Genomic DNA, 19,825 nt, shown 5'->3' on the forward strand with positions numbered 1-19,825 from the left:
ACGAGTACCCGTGGTCGACGCTAGTTGTACTGGCACCACGTCCTCTCCTCCCCAGCCGTCGCTCCTGTCCGGGAACACACCGACCGCGGGAGCTGCGACTGAACGCTCTCCGCCCCCGGCATCCTCGGGGAGGGAGGTTGCGATGGCGGCGAAGGACGAGCTCGGCAGACGCGGTGAGGTGCTCGCGGTCGCACACCTCGAGGCGCTCGGGCTCGAGGTGATCGATCGCAACTGGCGGTGTCGTCAGGGCGAGATCGACATCGTCGCGCGTGACGGCGCGTATGTCGTCTTCGTCGAGGTGAAGACGCGCTCCAGCACCTCCTTTGGCTCTCCGCTGCAGGGGATCACGCCCGCGAAACTGGCGCGCCTGAGACGTCTCGCGGCTGCGTGGTGCGCGGCGCACTCCGGAGACCATCGCTGGGTTCGAATCGATGCCATCGGGGTCCTCCTGCCACGCGTCGGGCCCGTAGCGATCGAGCACCTCCCGCGGATCTTCTGATGGCTCTGGGAAGAACGCACGCGGTGTCGCTGCTGGGGTTGCGCGGCGCGATAGTAGAGATCGAGGCGGATATCTCCAGCAACCTGCCGAGCATGGTGCTTATTGGTCTACCCGACACAGCCCTCAACGAGGCGAAGGATCGCGTTCGTGCGGCCGCCACCAATTCCGGTTGCCCACTCGCCGGGCGTCGCATAACGGTAAACCTCTCGCCGGCCGCGCTCCCCAAACACGGCTCAGGGTTTGATCTCGCCATTGCCCTTGCGGCGCTCGCGGCAAACGGCACGGTGAGCTCCGAATCGATCAACGCGGTGGTGCACCTGGGTGAGTTGGGTCTCGACGGCAGGCTGCGTCCGATCCCGGGGGTACTGCCGGCCGTGCACGCCGCCGCGCAGGCCGGGTTCGCTACCGTGATGGTTCCGACGGGCAACGCGGAGGAAGCTGCGCTCGTTCCTGGAATTCGGGTGGTCGCCGTTCCGTCACTGCGGGACGCGGTGATCTGGCACGGCGGAGCGTTTGCACCCGAACCTGTCGAGCCAGTACTGGTTTCTGTGCCCGCGGAACCTGAGGAAGACAGCAGCGATCTGGCGGATGTTGTCGGCAACGAGGAAGCCGTCGAGGCGATGGTGGTTGCGGCTGCGGGTGGGCACCATGTGTTTTTGCTCGGGCCTCCCGGGGCGGGCAAAACAATGCTTGCGGCACGACTTCCCGGGCTTCTGCCTGATCTGGACGCGCAGGCCGCCCTGGAAGTGAGTTCGGTTCGATCGCTGTCGGGATTGCCTGTCGGGGGCAGCCTCGCGCGCCGCCCGCCCCTCGAGGCACCCCACCACACGGCGACTGCCGCCGCGCTGGTGGGCGGCGGCAGTGCGATGATCCGGCCGGGAGCGGCGGCGCGGGCGAGTCACGGTGTGCTCTTCCTCGATGAGGTGCCCGAGTTTAGTTCCGCCGTGCTCGACGCGCTGCGACAGCCCCTCGAATCTGGGCTGATCACGATCCACAGGGCCAATTCGGTGGCGCAGTTTCCCGCGCGGTTTCAGCTGGTTATGGCAGCAAACCCCTGCCCGTGCGGACAATACGGGCCGCGAGACTCAGACTGCACCTGCAGCCCGCAGGTGCGTCGTCGCTACCTTGCGCGAGTGTCTGGTCCGCTGCTGGACCGCATCGACATTCAACTCCGGGTTCACCGCATCACGTCAGCGCAGATGCGGATTGGCGACGAGAATCCTCGCGTGAGCACAGAGAAGGCCCGCGCGCGCGTCGCCACCGCGCGACTCGTGGCGGCAGAGCGCCTTGCCGGGACACCGTGGAGCCTCAACTCACAGGTGCCCGGCAAGTGGCTGCGCGCTGCGGAATTCCGCTTATCTCCGGCTGTCACCGCTTCAATCGACCGGGCGTTGGAGCGGGGCGGACTGACCATGCGTGGCTATGACCGGGTGCTCCGGTTGGCGTGGACGCTTGCCGACCTCGACGGCGCCACCGCGCCTCGTGCAGATCACGTAGGTCGGGCTCTGTACCTGAGGAAGGCGATGACAACGTAGCGGGGAGTGAACAACGGAACTGCTCCCTCGTGGCGCGGGTTTGCCGCTCAGCGAGTGAGGAACGCTTCGATGCGTTCGAAGGCGCCGACCCACGCCATTGTTTGGAAGAAGTCGCGCACCTCGGGGGTGGGGAAACCCGACTGAACCACTGTGACCAGCGTCGAGTCATCCTGATGGGCCTCGAAGGTGACCACAACGTGTGTGGTCATCGTCATGCCATCGGGATCGCTGCCTGTGGCGTCCGTCACGAGACGGTGTGGTCGATCGATCTCGAGGAAGGTCTGGGTCTCCCGGAAGAGGGAATCTCTGTCCGTTCCCCACACGGCGGTTTGCTGCCCGCCGACGCGGAGATCTGTGGTTATTTCCACGATGCCGGGAGTCTCGTCGAGGATCGAGTACCAGATCTTCTGCTTCTCGGCATCGGTGTAGGCGTCGAACACCTCATCCGGGGTGGCAGGGAGGATCCGCGTCATCCTCAATTCGATTGTTTCGTTTTCGGTGGTGCTCTCGCTCATTTCTCGTGTCCTTTCTGGAGGGTGAAGTAGGCATCGAGACCGTCGAGTCGACGCTCCCAGAGCCGCTGATAGAAACTGATCCATGCCATCGCGTCATCCAAGCGCTCAGCGCCGAGCCGACACTGGCGGGTTCGGCCGATTTTCTCGGTCACAACCAGCCCGGCGTTCTCCAGGACGCGAACATGTTTCGCCATCCCCGTCACGGTGATCCCAGCCGGTTGGGCGAGCTCGCCTACGGTCGCAGGGCCATCGCCGAGCTGAGTGAGAATTCCACGCCGGGTGGGATCCGACAGCGCTGCGAAGGCCTCGTCGAGGGGACTTTGATGAACCATGTGGTTCACTATTGCACCCTCCGTCATCAAGATCAAGGGTCGTGCGGAATCCTCTCCCGAACCGCACGAGAACGCGACAAACAACTCACAGGTTTTGCATCGGCCCCCTATGGAGTTGGCCCAATCGCAATCGTGGACAGGGCGCATCATCCACCCGGTGCGCGGAAAGGCAGAGTCCCATGACCATGTTCGGAATCAAGGAGTCTGAGGCCGCAACGTTGGTCCACACCGTGTCCAGCGAGCCGTTGGATCGCGAAGCCACCCGTGACCGGGTGGCTCGGGCTATGTGGAGCGGCATCATTGAGCCCGGAGATCGCACCGCCGGACTCATCGTTACCCACCTCGGCGCGGCACTGGCGTTGACTCTTGTGATCGAGGGGCGCTCGCCATCCGCAGTAATCGACGCGCTCGCGCAAACCGGCGCAGGCGACCTCGGAGAGGATGCCGGTCTCGTCGCAGACCTGGCGAAGGCGCTCGCCCGGTGGAAACCTCGCGTAGTGCCAGAAGCCACCCTGACGGCGCTTCGGCGCGCAGAGCGGGTTGGTGCGCGGCTGCTCGCACCGCAATCGCCCGACTGGCCGGGCGGCTTGGACGATCTTGGTTTTCATGCGCCGCTCGCGTTGTGGTGCCGGGGAGCGGATGGCGCGCTCGGAGCGCTGGCAAACTCCATAGCGCTCGTGGGGGCGCGCGCCGCGACGGGCTACGGCGAGCACGTGACAATGGAGGCATCGGCTGGGCTCGTGGACCGCGGCTACGCGATCGTGTCCGGTGCTGCGTACGGAATCGATGGGATGGCCCATCGGGCGGCTCTTGCCAGTCACGGGGTGACCGTGGCATTCCTGGCGGGGGGCGTCGACCGCTTCTACCCGAGCGGACACGACACCTTGCTGACCCGAATCGCTGAGTCCGGGGCGGTGATCTCTGAGCTTCCTTGTGGGGAGCCCCCTACGAAGTGGCGATTCCTCCAGCGCAATCGTCTGATCGCGGCCGCCAGCAGGGCCACCGTAGTCATGGAGGCAGGGTGGCGTTCAGGCTCGCTGAACACTGCCGGCCATGCCGCGGCCCTGGCTCGCCCGCTGGGCGCCGTTCCCGGACCGGTGACGAGCGCGGCCTCCGCCGGGTGTCATCGGCTTATCCGCGAGTTCGACGCAGTGTGCGTAACCAACCCCGACGAGATGGCCGAACTCGCCCCGCTGACCTTCGATGAACTAAAGCCCGGCAGATTCGACCTCGATGGCAGCTCGAGCCCGGCCAATAGTGCGGAAGCGGAAGCGGAAGCGGAAGCGGCAGCGAGATCGGGATCGGGAACGGCAGCGGAAGCAGCAGCGGCAGCCGGATCGGGAACGGAAGCGGAAGCAGCAGCCGGATCGGGAACGAACCGTGTGGACCCTCGGCCGAGTCGTCCGGTATCCCTCGGCGACCGGCCGCCGGTGCAACTGCGGGTGCTCGACGCGCTGAGTGCGCGTTCGCCGCGGACCGTCGTGGACGTGGCCGCACGCTGCGGTCTGTCGGTCGCTACCGTGCAAGCGACTCTGGGCCTGTTACAACTGGAACAGAAGGTGATCGAGCGCGAAACGGGATGGGCCGTTGTGCCGCGGGGCCGCGAATAGTCGCCGCCTCACGGCGGTGGGCGTGTCGACGAATATAAATCAGCTTCGACGATAGGCTGACTTGTGCTCATTTACTAAGTGATGCGCACCCCCTTCCTGACGCATGATTTACATGTGCGGGCATCCCCAGCAAGAGGAGCCATCGGTGTCGAGACACACTCGCGGAACCGGGCGCAGAATCAACTCCATTCAGGTGGCACGGGGGCTGGCCGCGCTCGCCGTGGTCGCGTTCCATGCGCTGGCGACCCAGCCCAAGTACTTCGGCGCCGACGTCCTCCCGGATTTCTTCTCGGGTGGCATGGTCGGAATCGATCTGTTTTTTGTGATCAGTGGGTTTGTGATGGTGCTGACTACCCGAGGGCGACACGGCGCCGTGCGCGAGGTGGGTGTTTTCGCGTGGAACCGCGCTTTTCGGATTTATCCGACCTATTGGGTTTACGCACTGATGCTGATCCCAGTGGTGATGTTCCTTCCTGGCTTTGTGAACTCCTCTCAGGGCGGAAACGTTGACATCGTCGGCTCGTTACTTTTGCTTCCGGGGGAGACGCTGCCGATCCTGCTGGTCGCGTGGACGCTGACGCTCGAGCTCTGGTTTTACATCGTTTTCGCGGTCATCCTCGCCCTTCCCGAGCGATTCCTCATTCCGGCTCTAGGGGCCTGGGCTCTCGTGCTGGTGCTGCTCAACTGGAACGGACCGCAGGCGCTGCATCCGCTTCTTCAGGTTCCCGCGAACTCCATGGCCATCGAGTTCATCTTCGGCGGCGTGGCCGCGATCCTCTTCCGGCACGTCAATCGCTACATCGCCATCGCCGCAGGCGCGTTAGGTGTCGCTGTGCTTCTGACACTCGGCACTGCCTCGATTATCGACATTTATAGCGGGCCAGACCTCGTGCGACCGCTCACGGTCGGACTCGGGTTCGGTCTGGTGGTGCTCGGTGTGACCGCGTTTGAGCAGCATGGCGGCATTGGCGTCTTCAGCAAACTGAGGGTACTCGGCGACATGTCCTATTCGGTCTACCTCAGTCACGTCCTTGTCCTCGCTGTCACTGGGCGGGTGTGGCTGGCGATCGCTGGTCCACTGTGGATGAATCCTCTCGTGACCGCTCTTTGGTGGGTTGCCACCCTGGTGGCCGTCCTCGGAGTCGGGTACGCGAGCTACCGCCTGATCGAACGCCCGACGCAGGCGTTTGCAAAAAAGTGGCGGCTACGGGTGTTCTCCCCGGTGGCCCCCGAGCCGAAAAGCGTGGTCCATACATAAGCCAGGCGGGCGAGCCGCACACGATGGTGGGTGCGGCCGCACTTCGGCAGGTGACCACTTGCGCATCTGGCGCCGGATTCCGGGGCTGGGAACTATCTCGGCAGCACACTCGTTCTGTCAGCGCCGTGTCTTGTCAGCGCAATTGTTCCTGATACACGTGCGCCACACGGCGCAGGTACGTGGTTATTGCCGCTCTCTCGGTGGTGGTGAAGTCATCGAGTAGTCGATCCACTCCCATGATGAGCGGAAGGACGTGCCCCATCGCCGCGTCGACGGAAGCCGGGGTCGGCACGACCATCACGCCGCGGCGATCGGTCGGGTGGGGTTCCCGAGTGACATGACCCACCGCCGTGAGCCGATCAACGATGATCGTTGCCGCAGCGGTCGTGACCCCCAGGCGTCGTGCGATCTGGCTGGGGCTGAGCGGCCCACTCGCGATGAGGTGCTGCATCGCGTCGAAATCCCGGCGGTTGACCGATAGCGCCGAGCTGACCTTCGATTCGAACGCGGAGGTGAGCTGAAGTACTTCCCGCAAGAGTTTGCTGGCCTCGCGGACCTCAATCTGCGGCGGGCCGGAAACCGCGAGGACCGCGCTGGTCGGCTCCGCGTCATCCACCGTGAAAGGTTGCATAAGCACCATCCTACGAATAAAGTCTCTAATTGAACTGATAGTCAAATCATTTAGCTAAAAGGGACGTTATGCGACGCCTGACAGATTTTCTCACCGGTCGAGCCACATCGTGGATCGTGCTCGTGGTGACACTCCTCGCGGCCGGGGCGGTATTTGCACTCGGTTCCGGCACCGACTCCGAAACCGGCCCGGGAGCGGGCTTGCCGGACAGCGCCGAATCTGTGCGGGTGAGCCAAGCGCAGGAAGGCCTGCCGAGCGCCGACTCGACCTCCGCCATCCTCGTGTACAGCAACGGGGGCGACGAGCTGTCTGCACCCGAGCTGACCGCCATCACGGCAGCCTCGGCAAATCTTGCGGGGCTGTCGAGTGAGGGTTTCGTGCCTCCGCCCACGGTTTCCGACGATGGATCCACGGCGCTCGTGATTGTTCCTCTCGATGTGGAGGAGGATGTCGCGATTCAAACCGAGCGTGCCGACGAGCTCCGGGCGCTCGCCAACACGGATCTGCCGAACGGGCTGAGCGCCTTGCTGACCGGGCCGGAGGGCTTCACCGTCGACATCACCGCGGTTTTCGCCGGCGCCGATTTCACCCTCCTCCTGACCACGGTCATCGTGGTTGCAATCCTGCTCATCGTCACCTACCGCAGCCCCTGGCTCTGGCTGGTCCCCCTGATCGTGATCGGGATCGCAGACGGCATCGCCGGTATCGTGGCGACGCGGGTTGCGGCGGCAATAGGGATCACCCTGGACGCGTCGACGACCGGGATTCTCTCGGTGCTCGTGTTCGGCGCGGGAACCAACTACGCCCTCCTGCTCATCGCCCGGTATCGGGACGAACTTCGCACCCATGAAGACCGCCGGGCGGCCATGTCGACTGCTCTTCGCGGTGCGGGTCCCGCCGTTTTGGCGAGCGGCAGCACCGTCGTCCTGAGTTTGCTGACGCTCCTGTTCGCGCAGCTGACGGGAAACCGGGCGCTCGGCATAGCGTGCGCCACCGGGATTGTCATCGCGATGCTGTTCGCGCTCGTTGTCCTTCCCGCCGCACTGGTGCTTTTTGGCCGTGGCTTGTTCTGGCCATACATCCCGCGATTCGGTTCAGCGGACCCGTCGGCCAAGGGAGTCTGGGCGCGGCTCGGAGCCCGGGTAGCTCGGCGGCCCCTTGCGGTCGCCGCCATCGGAGTGATGATCCTGGGCGGGCTGTCGGTGGGAGTAACGCAGCTTCGCACCGGTCTCGCGCAAACCGAGGTGTTCATCTCGGAACCCGAGTCAGTACGAGGGCAGAATCTGATTGCGGAGTCTTTCGCCGCGGGCAGTGGCTCGCCCACCACGGTGATCGTCAATTCGGCATTCGCCGATGAGGCGGTGGATGTCGCGTCCGCCGTCCCTGGAGTGGATGCTGCAACTATTGGCGAGAGCGACGGGACGATCACCGAGATTAGCGTGGTGCTGGCCGCCGCGGCCGAGACCGAGGAGGCCTTCGACACCGTGCGGGCGCTCCGCGCCGATCTCGGGGCACTCGATGGGGCAGATGCCCTGGTAGGCGGTTCCGATGCCCAGGCGCTGGATGTCTCCACCGCGACCCTTGCGGACCAGAACCTGGTGATTCCTCTGATACTCGCGCTGGTGTTCCTCGTGCTGATGATCCTGTTGCGGTCGCTGCTCGCGCCCCTGTTGCTGTTGTTCACGGTAGTCGCGTCGTACTTCGCCAGTCTCGGCCTCAGCTGGGTTCTGTTCCGTACGGTGTTCGACTTCCCCGCGATGGACACCAACGTAGTTTTGCTGAGTTTCCTGTTCTTGGTGGCGCTCGGGGTGGACTACAACATCTTCCTTGTGACGCGCGCCAACGAAGAGGCAAAGCTGGTGGGCACCCGTGCGGGCATGATCCGAGCGCTGTCCGCGACCGGTGGTGTGATCACCAGTGCGGGGATCCTGCTCGCGGCGGTATTTGCGGTGCTCGGCGTGCTCCCGCTGATTACCCTGACCCAAATCGGCATCATCGTTTGCGTGGGAGTTTTGCTTGACACCTTGTTGGTGCGCACGGTGATCGTCCCGGCGCTCGCCTTCATCTCGGGCGATGGATTCTGGTGGCCGCGCAAGCTGATGCCCCGCTCCTAGTGCCGGCCAGAAGTTCCGCCAGGTCGCTCGGCCAGTCGGTCCGCCCGAGGCGGCAGAACGACGTCGGCCACCGGAACCTGGACTTCTCGGTGTCGGGCGCGGCCCTTAGGCTGGGCGCGTGACCCAACTTGGACAGTATCCTGCCGCCGCGCATGTCATTGCGCACATTAGTGACACCCACTTTCTCGCTCGCTCAGCACCCCTGTTCGGCTCGGTCGACACAGACGAGAACCTCGCGCAGGCGCTGAAGCAACTCGAACGATCCGGCATCCGTCCGGAGGCCCTGGTCTTCACGGGGGATCTTGCGGACCTGGGGGAGCCGGATGCCTACACTCGGCTGCGTGGCATCGTCGAACCGGTTGCGGAGCGACTTGGCGCCCGCGTGGTCTGGGTGATGGGCAATCATGACGAGCGGCCGCAATACTCTGAGCTGCTTTTTGACGCCGCGCCCACTGAAGCGCCGCAGGACCGTGTCTACGACCTCGATGGACTTCGGTTGATCTCCTTCGACAGCACGGTGCCCGGCTATCACCACGGGGAGCTGACCGACGGGCAGCTGGAATGGCTGGCGGACCTGCTCGCGACGCCGGCACCGCACGGCACCATCCTCGCCATGCACCACCCACCGATTCCCACCCCGCTGCTCTGGGCGATGGAAATGCTTGAGCTTCGCGGGCAGGACCGGCTGGCCGCGGTGATTTCCGGCACCGATGTGAGGGGAATCCTGGCCGGGCACCTGCACTACTCCACGCACAGTACCTTCGCCGGGGTGCCGGTTTCAGTGGCCGCGGCGACCTGTTACACGCTCGATCTCACGGCGCAGGACCGTCTTCTGTCTGGGGTGGACGCGGGCCAGTCGATCAATATCGTGCACGTGTACGAGGACCAGATAGTGCACTCCATAGTTCCGGTGGGGGACACCACGGAGGTCACCGGATTCTCCTCCGAGCACCGCGCAACCATCGAGGCGATGACTCCCGAGCAGCGGTTGGAGATGTTCTCCAACAAGCAGTCCAAGTTCAACCTGGGCGACGCTTAGTCGGCAGTGACAGTGACAGCGGTAGCGACAGCGATAGCGGTAGCGACAGCTGCGTTATTGGTGCGAGCGGTGCTGGGCGACGCTTAGTCGGCAGTGACAGTGACAGCGGTAGCGACAGCGATAGCGGTAGCGACAGCTGCGTTATTGGTGCGAGCGGTGCTGGGCGACGCTTAGTCGGCAGTGACAGTGACAGCGGTAGCGACAGCGATAGCGGTAGCGACAGCTGCGTTATTGGTGCGAGCGGTGCTGGGCGACGCGTAGTCGACAGCGATCGCGACGGCAACAGAACCGGCGATTGCTGTGGTTTAGGTGCGCACGCTGCTGGGCTGCTGGTGCGCGCGTTACGGACCTACGGGTGTGCGCGCTCGCCCTTGGCTGCCTTCATTGCTGTTTCTTCGATTCTTCGGGCGCGCGTAGTTGGGGTTTTCGCTGCTGCGATCCACTCAAGGATGCCGCGTCGCACTGACCGCGGGAACTCGTCGAAGGCTGTGCTTGCGCCCGGATGGCGAGCGAACTCGCCGGTCAGATCAGGCGGTAGTTCAAGGTTGTTGATCGAATCGAGCTTTTCCCAGCTCCCGTCAGCTTGCGCAGTGGTGACTGCTACCTGTCCCGCCGGGCGCATCTGGCCCGACTCGGCCAAACGCTGCACCCGCTCTTTGTTGGTGCGGGACCAACCGGAACCTGGCCTCCGTGGGGTGAACCAGAGCATCGTCCGCTCGTTATCCAGACGAATCTGGCGGGAGTCGACCCAACCGAAGCACAACGCCTGCTCGACCATTTTCGCGTAGCCAATCGCGGGACGGCCAGTGGATGCGCGCCACGACACAACAAAGAGCCCCGACGCGGTTGCGTGGTTGTTCTCCAACCAGTCGCGCCATTGGTTCTCGTGTTCGAAGTGTCTGCGTGGTGCGTCATCCGGGAAGGGCATGAGGCCACGGTAGGGGGCGGATATTCAGCGCGGAACCCCTTACGCAACCCCGCTGCCAATCAGCAGCGACGTTGGGCGCGGGCAATAACTGGTCACCTCCGCAAGATCTGGTCATCTGCCGCAAGATCTGGTCACCTACAGCAAGGTCCGGTCACCTACTGCCGATCTGGTTACCTACCGTAAGATCTGGTTACCTATCGCAAGATCTGGTCGGCTCTTGCCTGAGCTAGTCAACTCGAGGCCGGCGGGAGCGGATCGTCGGGCGGCGTGAATATCGCTTCAATGGGGAGTGAGAAAAGCCGCGCGATACGAAACGCGAGGGGCAGCGCGGGATCGTACTTTCCCGTTTCGAGGGCGTTGACGGTCTGGCGCGATACTCCGAGCCGATCGGCGAGGGCGCCCTGTGTCAACCCTTCACGTTCCCGCAGGTGCTTCAGATCGTTCTTCATCGCGCCCGCGATACCGTGCTCGTCACAAGCCAACCCAGCATGCCCGCGCCGTAGATGATCCAGCCGTCGCCCGTCAGACCCAGTCCTGCGATTTCCAGGAACGCAACAGTGACAGCTGCCAGCATCGCTACGCAGAAGCCCACCGCGAGCCCCTGGAGCAGAAGGAATCGCTGATAATCGTCGATCCGACGGATGTGTCGCAGAATCGCGACGACCACCCACAGCAGCGGGACTACGGGCAGGATTGCCCAGACGAACCGCCACGGGCTTTCGCCATCCAGATCGCCCCAGAGGAGGACCGCGGTAAGCACCACCGCGTACCCGATCATGCCGGGCCAGAACTCGCGGTGGTATGCCCGCGCAATGGTCCTGTCGCCCGTACTTGCGTCCGTCTTGTCAAGGTTGCTTGTCATGCACATATCTTGACCGACACCTCTCGGGGTTGTCAAGCGTCCTTGTCATACTCGTTCAGACCCGTCGGGCGTGAGTCTCGAGCGGAATCAGGTTCATTGTGCGGCTCGCCTGTCTGGACTTCTCCGCACCGTGCGCAACTATGGTGAGATGCAGCTGGAACGGGCGGTTCAGGACTTCGTGGTCTACCTCTCCGCCGAGCGCGGTTTCAGCGCGCACACAGTGCGTTCCTACACGTCCGACCTGCGCGACCTGGTGGAGTTCGCGGCCACACGCGGGGTCGAGCAAACGGATCAGCTTGACCTGGAACTCTTCCGGGACTGGCTGTGGCGGGGGTCGACGTCTGGTCTGGCGAAGTCCACCCTCGCGCGCCGTTCCGCCGCGTCACGGAGCCTGTCCGGGTGGCTCCGGCGCAGTGACATCACTCCCACGGATCCCGCGGTGCGGCTCCGCGCCCCCAAGTCGGACCACCACCTTCCCCGCGTGCTGACAAGAGCACAGGTAGACGCGGTTTTCGCGGACCTCTCGGCGTTGGCTTCGACAGGGGATGTCGCAGCCGCCCGCGACCTCGCCGTCGTAGAACTGCTGTACGCGTCCGCGCTGCGCGTTAGCGAACTCGTGGGACTCGACTTAGATGACATCGACTCCGGCCGACTCACTGCCCGCGTCATCGGCAAAGGATCGAAGGAACGTGTGGTTCCGTTTGGGATCCCCGCCCAGCGCGCGCTCCAGCAGTACCTGCCTCTGCGGGAAACCCTGATCACGCGGCCAACGGCGGCACTTTTTCTCGGCGCTCGTGGGGGCAGGCTCGGAACGCGAGCGGTCTATGAGTTAGTGGCAAGCATCCTCGAGACCATTCCCGGCTCGGGCCCATCAGGACCGCACACACTGCGCCACACAGCGGCGACGCATCTCCTTGATGGCGGCGCGGACCTCCGCTCGGTTCAGGAGATGCTCGGCCACGCCAGCCTTGGCACAACACAGCTGTACACCCACGTCTCCGCTGAGCGGCTCAAAGAGAGTTACAAGATGGCTCACCCCCGCGCGTAGTCTGCGCAGCCGAGATGGGCTGCCCGACCCATCGCCTAGCCGTCGAATCGGCGGGTGGGCAGCAGCACGGAGCGCGGGATGCCTTCGAACAGTAATAGCGGTGAGACATACTCGCCATTGATGCGCACGCCTACGTGAAGACAAAGCGTTTCGCAATGCGGCGGGCCAGTGCCGACCGGAGCGACTTCCCCGATGACCTGCCCCCGCTGCACTGCATCCCCTCGGCGCAGCGCTGTGTTCACCGGCTCGTAGCTCGACAGGTGTCCGTCGGAGTGCATGATCGACAGAACGGGCCGGTCAACAACCACGCCGGCGAAGTGCACCGCGCCGTCGGCGGGCGCGATCACCGCGCCGCTGGTGCTGATGTCAATTCCGCGGTGGCCTGCCGCGTAGCGCCGAGGGGGAGCGGCATATGCCCGGTGGATGAAGCGTGCGCCAGCGGTCGGCCACAGCCACGTCCCGCTGACCGACCTTTCTCCCGGGGTGGCTGGCTCCGCGCCCCCACCTGAAGCCGCTCGGACGGCGGCAAAGCTGTGGTCTACGACCGTCGCGAAGGCGGGAGGAGGATCCTGCGCCGCGGAGGCGCGAGGAGGATACTGCGCCGCGGGCGAGGGCGGGAGCGGGAGCGGGAGCGGGATGAGCGGAAGGATGAGTATGAGGACAAGGGATACGGCGGCGCGTGGCATCCACCTATCGTCAGGATCTTTTTGAGTTCGGAACGGATGTGCGGGGAGGCCGGGGATTTCCGCCGCGCGACCAGGGTTGTCAGGGAGCAGTGCTGCCGAGGTGGCGCTGTAATGGATCAGTGCTGTCGGGGAGTGGTGCTGTTTGCGAGCAGTGCTGTAGGGGAGTGGCGCTGTAGGGGAGTGGCGCTGCCGACAAGCGGTGCTCACAGAGTGGCGCTGCCGACGAGCGGTGCTCTCACAGAGCGGTGCTATGATTTTGGAAGCATCCCGAGCTTTCGGGGTGACTACGCGTGCCCGTTGTGCTCTTCAGAGCATGCATTGCATCCACTCAGTCCGCACCCTTTTCGCGAGAACTTCGCGCCGATCGGGAGCAGGCGGTTGCGTGCCGGGCGCCAGGATCGCGCCAACCGGCCGCGATGACAACTGAGTAGGCACGATACGGCGCTGCCACAAAGCAGCGCGTGCCAGATAAGGACTACGACCATGGCCGTCGTTACCATTCGCCAGCTGCTCGACAGCGGCGTGCACTTCGGGCACCAGACCCGCCGTTGGAACCCGAAGATGAAGCGCTTTATCCTGACCGAGCGGTCCGGAAGCCACATCATCGACCTGCAGCAGTCGCTCGCACACATCGACAAGACCTACGACTACGTCAAGGAGACGGTTGCCCACGGTGGCACCATCCTCTTCGTCGGAACCAAGAAGCAGGCTCAGGGCTCCATCGCCGAGCAGGCTCAGCGCGTCGGCCAGCCCTACGTCAACCAGCGTTGGTTGGGTGGACTGCTCACCAACTTCCAGACGGTCTCCAAGCGTCTTGCACGCATGAAGGAGCTGGAAGAGGTCGACTTCGACGACACCACCCGTGGCTACACCAAGAAGGAGCTGCTCATCCAGCGCCGCGAACTGGTGAAGCTGCAGAAGAGCCTCGGTGGTATCCGTAACCTCACGAAGACCCCGTCTGCCGTGTGGATCGTGGACACCAAGAAGGAGCACCTCGCGATCGACGAGGCGCACAAGCTGGGCATCCCGGTCATCGCCATCCTGGACACCAACTGCGACCCCGACGATGTTCAGTACCCGATCCCGGGCAACGACGACGCGATCCGCTCCGTTGGCCTGTTGACCCGCATCATTGCGGACGCAGCGGCCGAGGGCCTCGTCCAGCGTCACCAGAAGCCCGAAGAGGGTGCAGAAGTTGAGCCCCTCGCCGCGTGGGAGGCCGAGCTGCTCGCCGCTCCCGACACCGCGACCGAGGCGCCCGCCGCGACCGACGCCGCAACTGAGGCTCCTGCCGCAGCTGAGGCCACCGAGGCGCCTGCTGCTGAGGCTCCCGTTGCTGAGGCTCCCGCAGCCAACGTCGAAGAGAACGACGCAGACGCAGCCGTTGCCGAGAAGGCCGCTGAGGCTGACGAGACCATCGTTCCCGAGCACACCGTCGAGTCTGACGCTGAGACCGAAGCGAAGATCGAAGCTGAGGCGACCCCCGCCGAGAAGAAGCCGGCCGCAAAGCCCGCCAAGAAGACCGCTGCTGCAGCAGACGCTGCCGCCGAAACCAAGTAAGGAATCACGATGGCAGATTTCAAGCTGGAAGACCTGAAGACGCTGCGCGAGCAGCTCGGTACCGGCATGGTTGAGACCAAGAACGCGCTCGTCGAGGCGGGCGGTGACCTTGCAAAGGCCACCGAGCTGCTGCGTCTGCGCGGCGCGAAGAGCAATGCGAAGCGCTCCGACCGCTCCACCAGCGAGGGCCTTATCGCCGCGAAGGAGAGCGGTTCGACCACCACGCTCATCGAGCTCGCGTGCGAGACCGACTTCGTCGCCAAGAGCGACAAGTTCATCGCGCTCGGCGAGAAGGTCCTCGAGGCCGTCGCCGCAGCCGGTGCCGCGAACCTTGAGGAAGCCCTCGGCGCTCCTGCGGGCAGCCAGAGCGTCAGCGAACTGATCGGCGACGAGGCAGCAATCCTCGGCGAGAAGATCGAGCTGCGCCGCGTGGAGCTGCTCACGGGGGACAAGTTCTCCGTGTACCTGCACCGCACCAGCTCCGACCTGCCTCCGCAGGTTGGTGTTGTTGTCGCCTACACCGGTGACGACGCGGAGACCGCTCGCAGCATCGCCCAGCACATTTCCTTCGCGAACCCTGCGTACGTGAGCAAGGACGAGGTCCCCGTGGCCGACGTCGAGAACGAGCGTCGCATCGTCGAGGAAATCAGCCGCGGAGAGGGCAAGCCAGAGGCAGCCCTTCCGAAGATCATCGAGGGACGCCTGAACGCGTTCTACAAGCAGGTAGCCCTGCTTGAACAGGACTACGCACGCGACAACAAGTTGTCCGTGAAAAACGTAGCTGCCGACGCCGGCATCACCGTGACCGGGTTCGCCCGATTCAAGGTCGGCGCGTAACACAGTGAGCCAGGGGAGGTCCGAGACAGTTGTCTCGGACCTCCCTTTTTTACGCCTCCCATAGTTTTCGTCCCATAGCCTGTATCGAGCCACCACGAGGGAGATTTCCACATGACAGAAAATCGCAGACGACGCGTCCTACTCAAATTGTCCGGTGAAGCTTTTGGCGCCGGTTCTCTCGGTGTCAATCCCGATGTGGTGAGCGCACTTGCCAAGGAGATTGCGGAAGCGTCGAAGGATGTCGAGATCGCCATCGTCGTCGGCGGCGGCAACTTCTTCCGTGGCGCAGAACTGAGCCAGCGGGGCATGGATCGCGGTCGCGCTGACTACATGGGCATGCTCGGCACCGTGATGAACGCTCTTGCGCTCCAGGACTTCCTTGAGCAGGCCGGCGCCGCGACGCGCGTGCAGTCCGCCATCTCGATGACCCAGGTAGCGGAGCCATACATCCCGCGCCGAGCGGAGCGCCACCTCGAGAAGGGCCGGGTCGTAATCTTCGGCGCCGGGGCGGGCCTCCCGTACTTCTCGACGGACACCGTCGCCGCGCAGCGTGCGCTGGAGATCGGCGCGGACGTTGTGCTGGTCGCCAAGAACGGCGTCGACGGCGTTTACACCGCGGATCCGAAGACGGATGACACGGCGACGATGATCCACGAGATCACCTACCAGGAGGCGCTCGTGCAGGGACTCAAGGTGGTTGACTCCACCGCGTTCAGCCTCTGCATGGACAACCGAATGCCGATGGTTGTGTTCGGCATGTCGCCGGCGGGAAACCTCGCGTCTGCCATCCGTGGTGACCGGATCGGTACTCTCGTCAGCGCCTGACCCGTTGGCGGGAGCTCCCTGCCGGTTGGCGGTGGTTCCCGCCACAGGGGCGGCAGAGCCCGACACACGACCCGACCCGGCCGCGCTTTTCACAGGCGGCTTTCACCTAAACTTGTAGCAACACGAAGGAGCGATACGTGATTAGCGACGTAATGACCGAGGCCACAGACAAGATGAACAAGGCCGTCGAGGTCGCCAAGGATGACTTTGGCACCGTGCGCACCGGTCGCGCCAACCCCGCCCTTTTTCAGAAGGTGCTCGTGGACTACTACGGAAGCCCCACCCCTTTGGCGCAGCTCGCCTCGATGCAGAACCCCGAGGCGCGCACGCTACTCGTCACGCCGTACGACAAGACCGCGCTGAAAGAGATCGAAAAAGCGCTCGTCAACGTGCCTAACCTCGGCGCAAACGTGGGGAACGACGGTGAGGTCATTCGGGTCACGCTGCCCGAGCTCACGCAGGACCGCCGCAAGGAATTCGTCAAGCTCGTGCGCAGCAAGGGCGAAGATGCCAAGGTTGCCATCCGCAACATCCGCCGTCGGGCGAAAGACGACCTCGACGCTCTGAAGAGCGAGGTCGGTGAGGACGAGCTCGCTCGTGCCGAGAAGGACCTCGAGGGTGTGACCAAGGCGCACGTCGACGCGATCGACGAAGCGTTAAAGCGTAAAGAGATCGAGCTGCTCGAGGTCTGATGACTGAGGCGCCGGACGGCCCGCCTCCCCGCTTGAAGAAGCGGGGTCATTCGCGCGCCGAATTTGAAGCGACCGTTGCGGACATCGAGGCCCAAGTGCGTGCCTCGAACGCTCGCCTCGAAAAGCGCGCGGGCCGTAACCTGCCGATGGCGATTCTCATCGGACTCGGCCTCGGTGGCGGACTGCTGGTCAGCCTGCTCTTGGTCAAAGACCTGTTCGTCGTATTCGCGGGCGCGCTTCTGGTCTTCACCGCGTTCGAGCTCGCCAGCGCGCTCCGCTTTGCCGGACGCGACGTGCCCCGCATTGCGACCGTCGTCGCCGCGCTGGCCGTGGGTCCCGCGTCCTTCTACTGGCTCGAGGACGGTCACTGGCTTGTGACCCTTGCCGGGATGGCTCTCGTGTCGGTGTGGCGCGTTGTGGAGACGCTCTGGCCGAAACACCGCGCCCCCCGCGCGGAAGTTGTGAAGGACATCTTCGCTGGCATCTTCGTGCAGGGCTATGTTGTGTTCCTCGGGAGTTTCGCGCTGCTCCTGGCGGGCCACGAGGGTGGCGAGTGGTGGGCGCTGGGATTCTTGGTCGTCGTTGTGTCTACCGACATCGGTGCGTACGCGAGCGGGTTGCTCCTGGGCAAACACAAGATGGCGCCGCGGATCAGTCCGAAGAAGACCTGGGAGGGTTTTATCGGCTCAGTGGCCGCGGCCGTGATCTCGGGCATCCTGGTCGCCGTGTTCATGATCCAGCAGCCGGTCTGGGTGGGATTGCTGTTTGGCGTGGTCCTCGCTCTCACCGCGACCCTTGGCGACCTGTCCGAGTCCCTGATCAAGAGAGATCTCGGTATCAAGGACATCAGTACGTGGTTGCCCGGCCACGGGGGCTTTCTTGACCGCGTCGATTCGGTGTTGCCGTCCGCGGCAGCCGCGTATGCGTTTTACCTGATATTCGCGTAGGGCAAGATAGTCCGGTGAGCACAACTTTTCCGCGCGTCCGTCGGCCCCGACTGGGGTACAACGTCGACCAGGTAGAGGATTTCCTCGAAGAAGCGCGGCGGGCGTACACCGCCGAGCGGGGCGAGCCGAGCGTAGTCAGTGCGGAGAGCATCCGTCGTGTCGCGTTTGACCTCGAAAAGGGCGGATACTCGACCACCCATGTCGACTCCGCACTGGAGCGTCTGGAGGACGCATTCGCCGGCAGGGAGCGGGATCAGGTCTCAGCGGAGGTGGGCGACGCAACCTGGTTTGAGCGTGCGCGTGACACCGCACAGGAGATCCTGGACCGGCTGGACCGCCCGGCCGCGCACCGTTTCGACCGGGTGGGACCGCTCTCGACGGGATACCATCCCACGGACGTCGATGCCTTCGGTGACCAACTCACGGGATATTTTCAGGATGGCACGCCGATGAGCGTTGACGAGGTGCGCGGAGCCGCATTCCGCAGCAGGCGTGGGGGCTATTCCGAAGCGCAGGTCGACCTGCTTCTGGACGCCGTAATCGACGTCATGCTGGCCGTCCGCTAAAACGAACTTGGGCAATCTCGCAATTATGAGGTAAATTAGCCGACCTATGGGTAAACATTCGATAACTGTGTCGTCCCACGGTCAGCCTTCCGCGACCCGGACTTCACTTTCAAGGACCCCTGCGGCCACGCGCACGACTGGCACCGCCGTCGCTACTCCGGTATCCGGAGTACAGCGCCCTGCGCCGCGTAAGTCGCGTCGTTCGCCGTTCTTCCTCCCCGCGCTCGCGTCATTCGCAACCGCCGCCATGGTGATGGTCGTGGTCGTGGACCCGTACTCCGGTGCCTACGCTGCTGCAGCGCTGCCCTCTGAGTGGGAGTCGAACCAGCCCACCCAGACCCTTGTCGTTGCCGATGGGTACGCGGTTGACACGGCTCTGGATGACTACACCATCGAAGAACCGCCGCCGCCGCCACCACCCGTGGTGGTTGCGGAGGTTGAGCCGACGAAATCGTCGTCTTCTTCGTCTTCCCGCTCCTCGTCCTCTGCTGCCCCGGCTGCGGGCACACCGGATCCCGGATCGGCCAAGGCCGTGGCACTGGAAATGGTCAGTGCGCGCGGCTGGGATGACGCGCAGTACAACTGCCTGGTCTCGCTCTGGAACAAGGAGTCGGGCTGGAACATGTACGCGCAGAACAAGTCCAGCGGTGCCTACGGCATTCCGCAGTCTCTTCCCGGCAGCAAGATGGCGTCCGCGGGCGCTGACTGGGCCACGAACGCCGCAACACAGATCTCGTGGGGCCTCGGGTACATCTCGGGGCGTTACCAGACTCCGTGCGGCGCCTGGACCCACTCGCAGGCGGTCGGCTGGTACTGACCCACTCACGGCCGTGTGCGCCGTGTCTCGGGTTTGCTGGATCGAGAAATAAGCATTAGACGGCGTCGGCGGGGTTTTCCCGCCGGCGCCGTTGGTGTTTTCGGCCGCGTTTCAGCAGCATTCCAGCAGAGTTTCCGCAGAGTTCCAGCATAGTTTCAGGAGTGTCGCAGCAGATCGACGAGCATGGCCGAATCGCGCGTACGCCTAAGCTGGTGGGTATGCCTCGATCCAATCGTCCCCGCGGACCCCGTCAGGGCCGCGGCGATGACGACGACGGGCTGGACTTGTCCCGCGCGCTGGCTGGGCGACGCGAGAACACCTACAAGCGCGATGGTGCGTGGACCGCACAGAGCGTGGCCGCAGCATCCGCCACAAAGCACTACACCTGTCCATCCTGCGGACGTGACATCGCCCCGGGTGTTGCCCACACCGTCGCCTGGCGGGCAGACGGAATAATGGGCGAGGCAGATGACATTGCCGCCCGCAGGCACTGGCACACCCACTGTTGGAGGATCAAGCCGTGA

The 19,825-nt window shown here is 64.3% G+C and carries 22 protein-coding genes; 15 read left to right on the forward strand and 7 right to left on the reverse strand.

Annotated elements, in window-relative coordinates; translation table 11 throughout:
• Positions 1-142: 142 nt before the first annotated feature.
• Together B0I08_RS00330 and B0I08_RS00335 are read left to right on the forward strand one after the other, a co-directional pair.
• On the forward strand, positions 143-499 hold the full coding sequence (locus B0I08_RS00330; protein ID WP_106208713.1) for a YraN family protein: 357 nt from the start codon (positions 143-145) through the stop codon (positions 497-499).
• Positions 499-2,034, forward strand: a complete 1,536-nt coding sequence (locus B0I08_RS00335; protein WP_106208715.1) for a YifB family Mg chelatase-like AAA ATPase — start codon at positions 499-501, stop codon at positions 2,032-2,034. Before B0I08_RS00330 ends, B0I08_RS00335 begins: the two co-directional genes overlap by 1 nt.
• A gap of 47 nt (positions 2,035-2,081) precedes the next feature.
• Here B0I08_RS00335 and B0I08_RS00340 read toward each other — a convergent pair whose 3' ends face one another.
• Both B0I08_RS00340 and B0I08_RS00345 read right to left on the reverse strand, forming a co-directional pair.
• Positions 2,082-2,549, reverse strand: coding sequence for an SRPBCC family protein (locus B0I08_RS00340; RefSeq protein ID WP_106208717.1), 468 nt, complete (start codon positions 2,547-2,549; stop codon positions 2,082-2,084).
• Positions 2,546-2,881, reverse strand: a complete 336-nt coding sequence (locus B0I08_RS00345; RefSeq protein WP_106209911.1) for an ArsR/SmtB family transcription factor — start codon at positions 2,879-2,881, stop codon at positions 2,546-2,548. Before B0I08_RS00345 ends, B0I08_RS00340 begins: the two co-directional genes overlap by 4 nt.
• A gap of 179 nt (positions 2,882-3,060) precedes the next feature.
• Between B0I08_RS00345 and dprA the strand changes: the two genes are divergently transcribed.
• The gene (dprA, locus tag B0I08_RS00350; RefSeq protein WP_106208719.1) at positions 3,061-4,491 is read left to right on the forward strand and encodes a DNA-processing protein DprA; all 1,431 of its coding nucleotides are present in this window, start codon (positions 3,061-3,063) and stop codon (positions 4,489-4,491) included.
• Positions 4,492-4,636: 145 nt separating this feature from the next.
• Positions 4,637-5,749 carry an acyltransferase family protein gene (locus B0I08_RS00355; RefSeq protein ID WP_181243095.1) on the forward strand — a complete coding sequence of 371 codons (1,113 nt, stop codon included), beginning with the start codon at positions 4,637-4,639 and terminating at the stop codon, positions 5,747-5,749.
• Between the two features lie 133 nt (positions 5,750-5,882).
• Here B0I08_RS00355 and B0I08_RS00360 read toward each other — a convergent pair whose 3' ends face one another.
• Positions 5,883-6,380, reverse strand: a complete 498-nt coding sequence (locus B0I08_RS00360; protein WP_106208723.1) for a MarR family winged helix-turn-helix transcriptional regulator — start codon at positions 6,378-6,380, stop codon at positions 5,883-5,885.
• Between the two features lie 68 nt (positions 6,381-6,448).
• Between B0I08_RS00360 and B0I08_RS00365 the strand changes: the two genes are divergently transcribed.
• On the forward strand, positions 6,449-8,494 hold the full coding sequence (locus tag B0I08_RS00365; RefSeq protein WP_106208725.1) for an MMPL family transporter: 2,046 nt from the start codon (positions 6,449-6,451) through the stop codon (positions 8,492-8,494).
• Between the two features lie 118 nt (positions 8,495-8,612).
• Positions 8,613-9,533: a phosphodiesterase gene (locus B0I08_RS00370; protein ID WP_106208727.1), complete on the forward strand. Its 921-nt coding sequence runs from the start codon at positions 8,613-8,615 to the stop codon at positions 9,531-9,533.
• A 349-nt stretch (positions 9,534-9,882) separates the two neighbouring features.
• Here B0I08_RS00370 and B0I08_RS00380 read toward each other — a convergent pair whose 3' ends face one another.
• The 3 genes from B0I08_RS00380 to B0I08_RS00390 form a co-directional block, all read right to left on the reverse strand.
• Positions 9,883-10,461, reverse strand: a complete 579-nt coding sequence (locus B0I08_RS00380) for a YdeI/OmpD-associated family protein (RefSeq protein WP_106208729.1) — start codon at positions 10,459-10,461, stop codon at positions 9,883-9,885.
• Positions 10,462-10,691: 230 nt separating this feature from the next.
• Complete coding sequence (locus B0I08_RS00385) at positions 10,692-10,910, reverse strand: helix-turn-helix transcriptional regulator (RefSeq protein WP_106208731.1); 219 nt, start codon at positions 10,908-10,910, stop codon at positions 10,692-10,694.
• Entirely contained in the window at positions 10,907-11,323 is a 417-nt protein-coding gene (locus B0I08_RS00390) for a hypothetical protein (RefSeq protein WP_106208733.1), read from the reverse strand. Before B0I08_RS00390 ends, B0I08_RS00385 begins: the two co-directional genes overlap by 4 nt.
• A 148-nt stretch (positions 11,324-11,471) precedes the next feature.
• Here B0I08_RS00390 and B0I08_RS00395 point away from each other — a divergent pair, with 148 nt between their 5' ends.
• Positions 11,472-12,371: a tyrosine recombinase XerC gene (locus B0I08_RS00395; RefSeq protein WP_106209913.1), complete on the forward strand. Its 900-nt coding sequence runs from the start codon at positions 11,472-11,474 to the stop codon at positions 12,369-12,371.
• A 35-nt stretch (positions 12,372-12,406) separates the two neighbouring features.
• Here B0I08_RS00395 and B0I08_RS00400 read toward each other — a convergent pair whose 3' ends face one another.
• Positions 12,407-13,057 carry a M23 family metallopeptidase gene (locus B0I08_RS00400; protein ID WP_106208735.1) on the reverse strand — a complete coding sequence of 217 codons (651 nt, stop codon included), beginning with the start codon at positions 13,055-13,057 and terminating at the stop codon, positions 12,407-12,409.
• A 483-nt stretch (positions 13,058-13,540) separates the two neighbouring features.
• On the opposite strand from B0I08_RS00400, the gene rpsB reads away from it, so the two are divergent.
• From rpsB to B0I08_RS00440, 8 genes are all read left to right on the forward strand, one after another.
• Entirely contained in the window at positions 13,541-14,617 is a 1,077-nt protein-coding gene (gene rpsB, locus B0I08_RS00405; RefSeq protein WP_106208737.1) for a 30S ribosomal protein S2, read from the forward strand.
• Between the two features lie 9 nt (positions 14,618-14,626).
• The gene (tsf, locus tag B0I08_RS00410) at positions 14,627-15,454 is read left to right on the forward strand and encodes a translation elongation factor Ts (protein ID WP_106208739.1); all 828 of its coding nucleotides are present in this window, start codon (positions 14,627-14,629) and stop codon (positions 15,452-15,454) included.
• 111 nt (positions 15,455-15,565) lie between these two features.
• A complete protein-coding gene (pyrH, locus tag B0I08_RS00415) occupies positions 15,566-16,279 on the forward strand; it encodes a UMP kinase (protein ID WP_106208741.1) in 714 nt (237 codons plus the stop codon).
• Between the two features lie 137 nt (positions 16,280-16,416).
• Positions 16,417-16,971: a ribosome recycling factor gene (frr, locus tag B0I08_RS00420; protein ID WP_106208743.1), complete on the forward strand. Its 555-nt coding sequence runs from the start codon at positions 16,417-16,419 to the stop codon at positions 16,969-16,971.
• Positions 16,971-17,918 carry a phosphatidate cytidylyltransferase gene (locus tag B0I08_RS00425; protein ID WP_106208745.1) on the forward strand — a complete coding sequence of 316 codons (948 nt, stop codon included), beginning with the start codon at positions 16,971-16,973 and terminating at the stop codon, positions 17,916-17,918. Before frr ends, B0I08_RS00425 begins: the two co-directional genes overlap by 1 nt.
• Positions 17,919-17,932: 14 nt before the next feature.
• Positions 17,933-18,484: a DivIVA domain-containing protein gene (locus tag B0I08_RS00430; protein ID WP_106208747.1), complete on the forward strand. Its 552-nt coding sequence runs from the start codon at positions 17,933-17,935 to the stop codon at positions 18,482-18,484.
• A gap of 253 nt (positions 18,485-18,737) precedes the next feature.
• On the forward strand, positions 18,738-19,301 hold the full coding sequence (locus tag B0I08_RS17960; RefSeq protein ID WP_425432980.1) for an aggregation-promoting factor C-terminal-like domain-containing protein: 564 nt from the start codon (positions 18,738-18,740) through the stop codon (positions 19,299-19,301).
• Positions 19,302-19,519: 218 nt separating this feature from the next.
• Positions 19,520-19,825 (forward strand): hypothetical protein, encoded by a 306-nt coding sequence (locus tag B0I08_RS00440; RefSeq protein WP_106208750.1) that lies wholly within the window; start codon positions 19,520-19,522, stop codon positions 19,823-19,825.

This window comes from Glaciihabitans tibetensis (genome assembly GCF_003003265.1).
Classification (GTDB): Bacteria; Actinomycetota; Actinomycetes; order Actinomycetales; family Microbacteriaceae; genus Glaciihabitans; species Glaciihabitans tibetensis.

Bases quoted from the DNA above. Each gene is read 5' to 3' on its own strand.
- B0I08_RS00395 (WP_106209913.1), top strand. From the start codon at position 11,472: ATGCAGCTGGAACGGGCGGTTCAGGACTTCGTGGTCTACCTCTCCGCC.
- tsf (WP_106208739.1), top strand. From the start codon at position 14,627: ATGGCAGATTTCAAGCTGGAAGACCTGAAGACGCTGCGCGAGCAGCTC.
- B0I08_RS00330 (WP_106208713.1), top strand. From the start codon at position 143: ATGGCGGCGAAGGACGAGCTCGGCAGACGCGGTGAGGTGCTCGCGGTC.
- B0I08_RS17960 (WP_425432980.1), top strand. From the start codon at position 18,738: ATGGTCGTGGTCGTGGACCCGTACTCCGGTGCCTACGCTGCTGCAGCG.
- B0I08_RS00335 (WP_106208715.1), top strand. From the start codon at position 499: ATGGCTCTGGGAAGAACGCACGCGGTGTCGCTGCTGGGGTTGCGCGGC.
- pyrH (WP_106208741.1), top strand. From the start codon at position 15,566: ATGACAGAAAATCGCAGACGACGCGTCCTACTCAAATTGTCCGGTGAA.
- rpsB (WP_106208737.1), top strand. From the start codon at position 13,541: ATGGCCGTCGTTACCATTCGCCAGCTGCTCGACAGCGGCGTGCACTTC.
- B0I08_RS00360 (WP_106208723.1), bottom strand. From the start codon at position 6,380: ATGCAACCTTTCACGGTGGATGACGCGGAGCCGACCAGCGCGGTCCTC.
- B0I08_RS00440 (WP_106208750.1), top strand. From the start codon at position 19,520: ATGCCTCGATCCAATCGTCCCCGCGGACCCCGTCAGGGCCGCGGCGAT.
- B0I08_RS00400 (WP_106208735.1), bottom strand. From the start codon at position 13,057: ATGCCACGCGCCGCCGTATCCCTTGTCCTCATACTCATCCTTCCGCTC.
- B0I08_RS00365 (WP_106208725.1), top strand. From the start codon at position 6,449: ATGCGACGCCTGACAGATTTTCTCACCGGTCGAGCCACATCGTGGATC.
- dprA (WP_106208719.1), top strand. From the start codon at position 3,061: ATGACCATGTTCGGAATCAAGGAGTCTGAGGCCGCAACGTTGGTCCAC.
- B0I08_RS00390 (WP_106208733.1), bottom strand. From the start codon at position 11,323: ATGACAAGCAACCTTGACAAGACGGACGCAAGTACGGGCGACAGGACC.
- B0I08_RS00345 (WP_106209911.1), bottom strand. From the start codon at position 2,881: ATGGTTCATCAAAGTCCCCTCGACGAGGCCTTCGCAGCGCTGTCGGAT.
- B0I08_RS00425 (WP_106208745.1), top strand. From the start codon at position 16,971: ATGACTGAGGCGCCGGACGGCCCGCCTCCCCGCTTGAAGAAGCGGGGT.
- B0I08_RS00380 (WP_106208729.1), bottom strand. From the start codon at position 10,461: ATGCCCTTCCCGGATGACGCACCACGCAGACACTTCGAACACGAGAAC.
- B0I08_RS00385 (WP_106208731.1), bottom strand. From the start codon at position 10,910: ATGAAGAACGATCTGAAGCACCTGCGGGAACGTGAAGGGTTGACACAG.
- B0I08_RS00340 (WP_106208717.1), bottom strand. From the start codon at position 2,549: ATGAGCGAGAGCACCACCGAAAACGAAACAATCGAATTGAGGATGACG.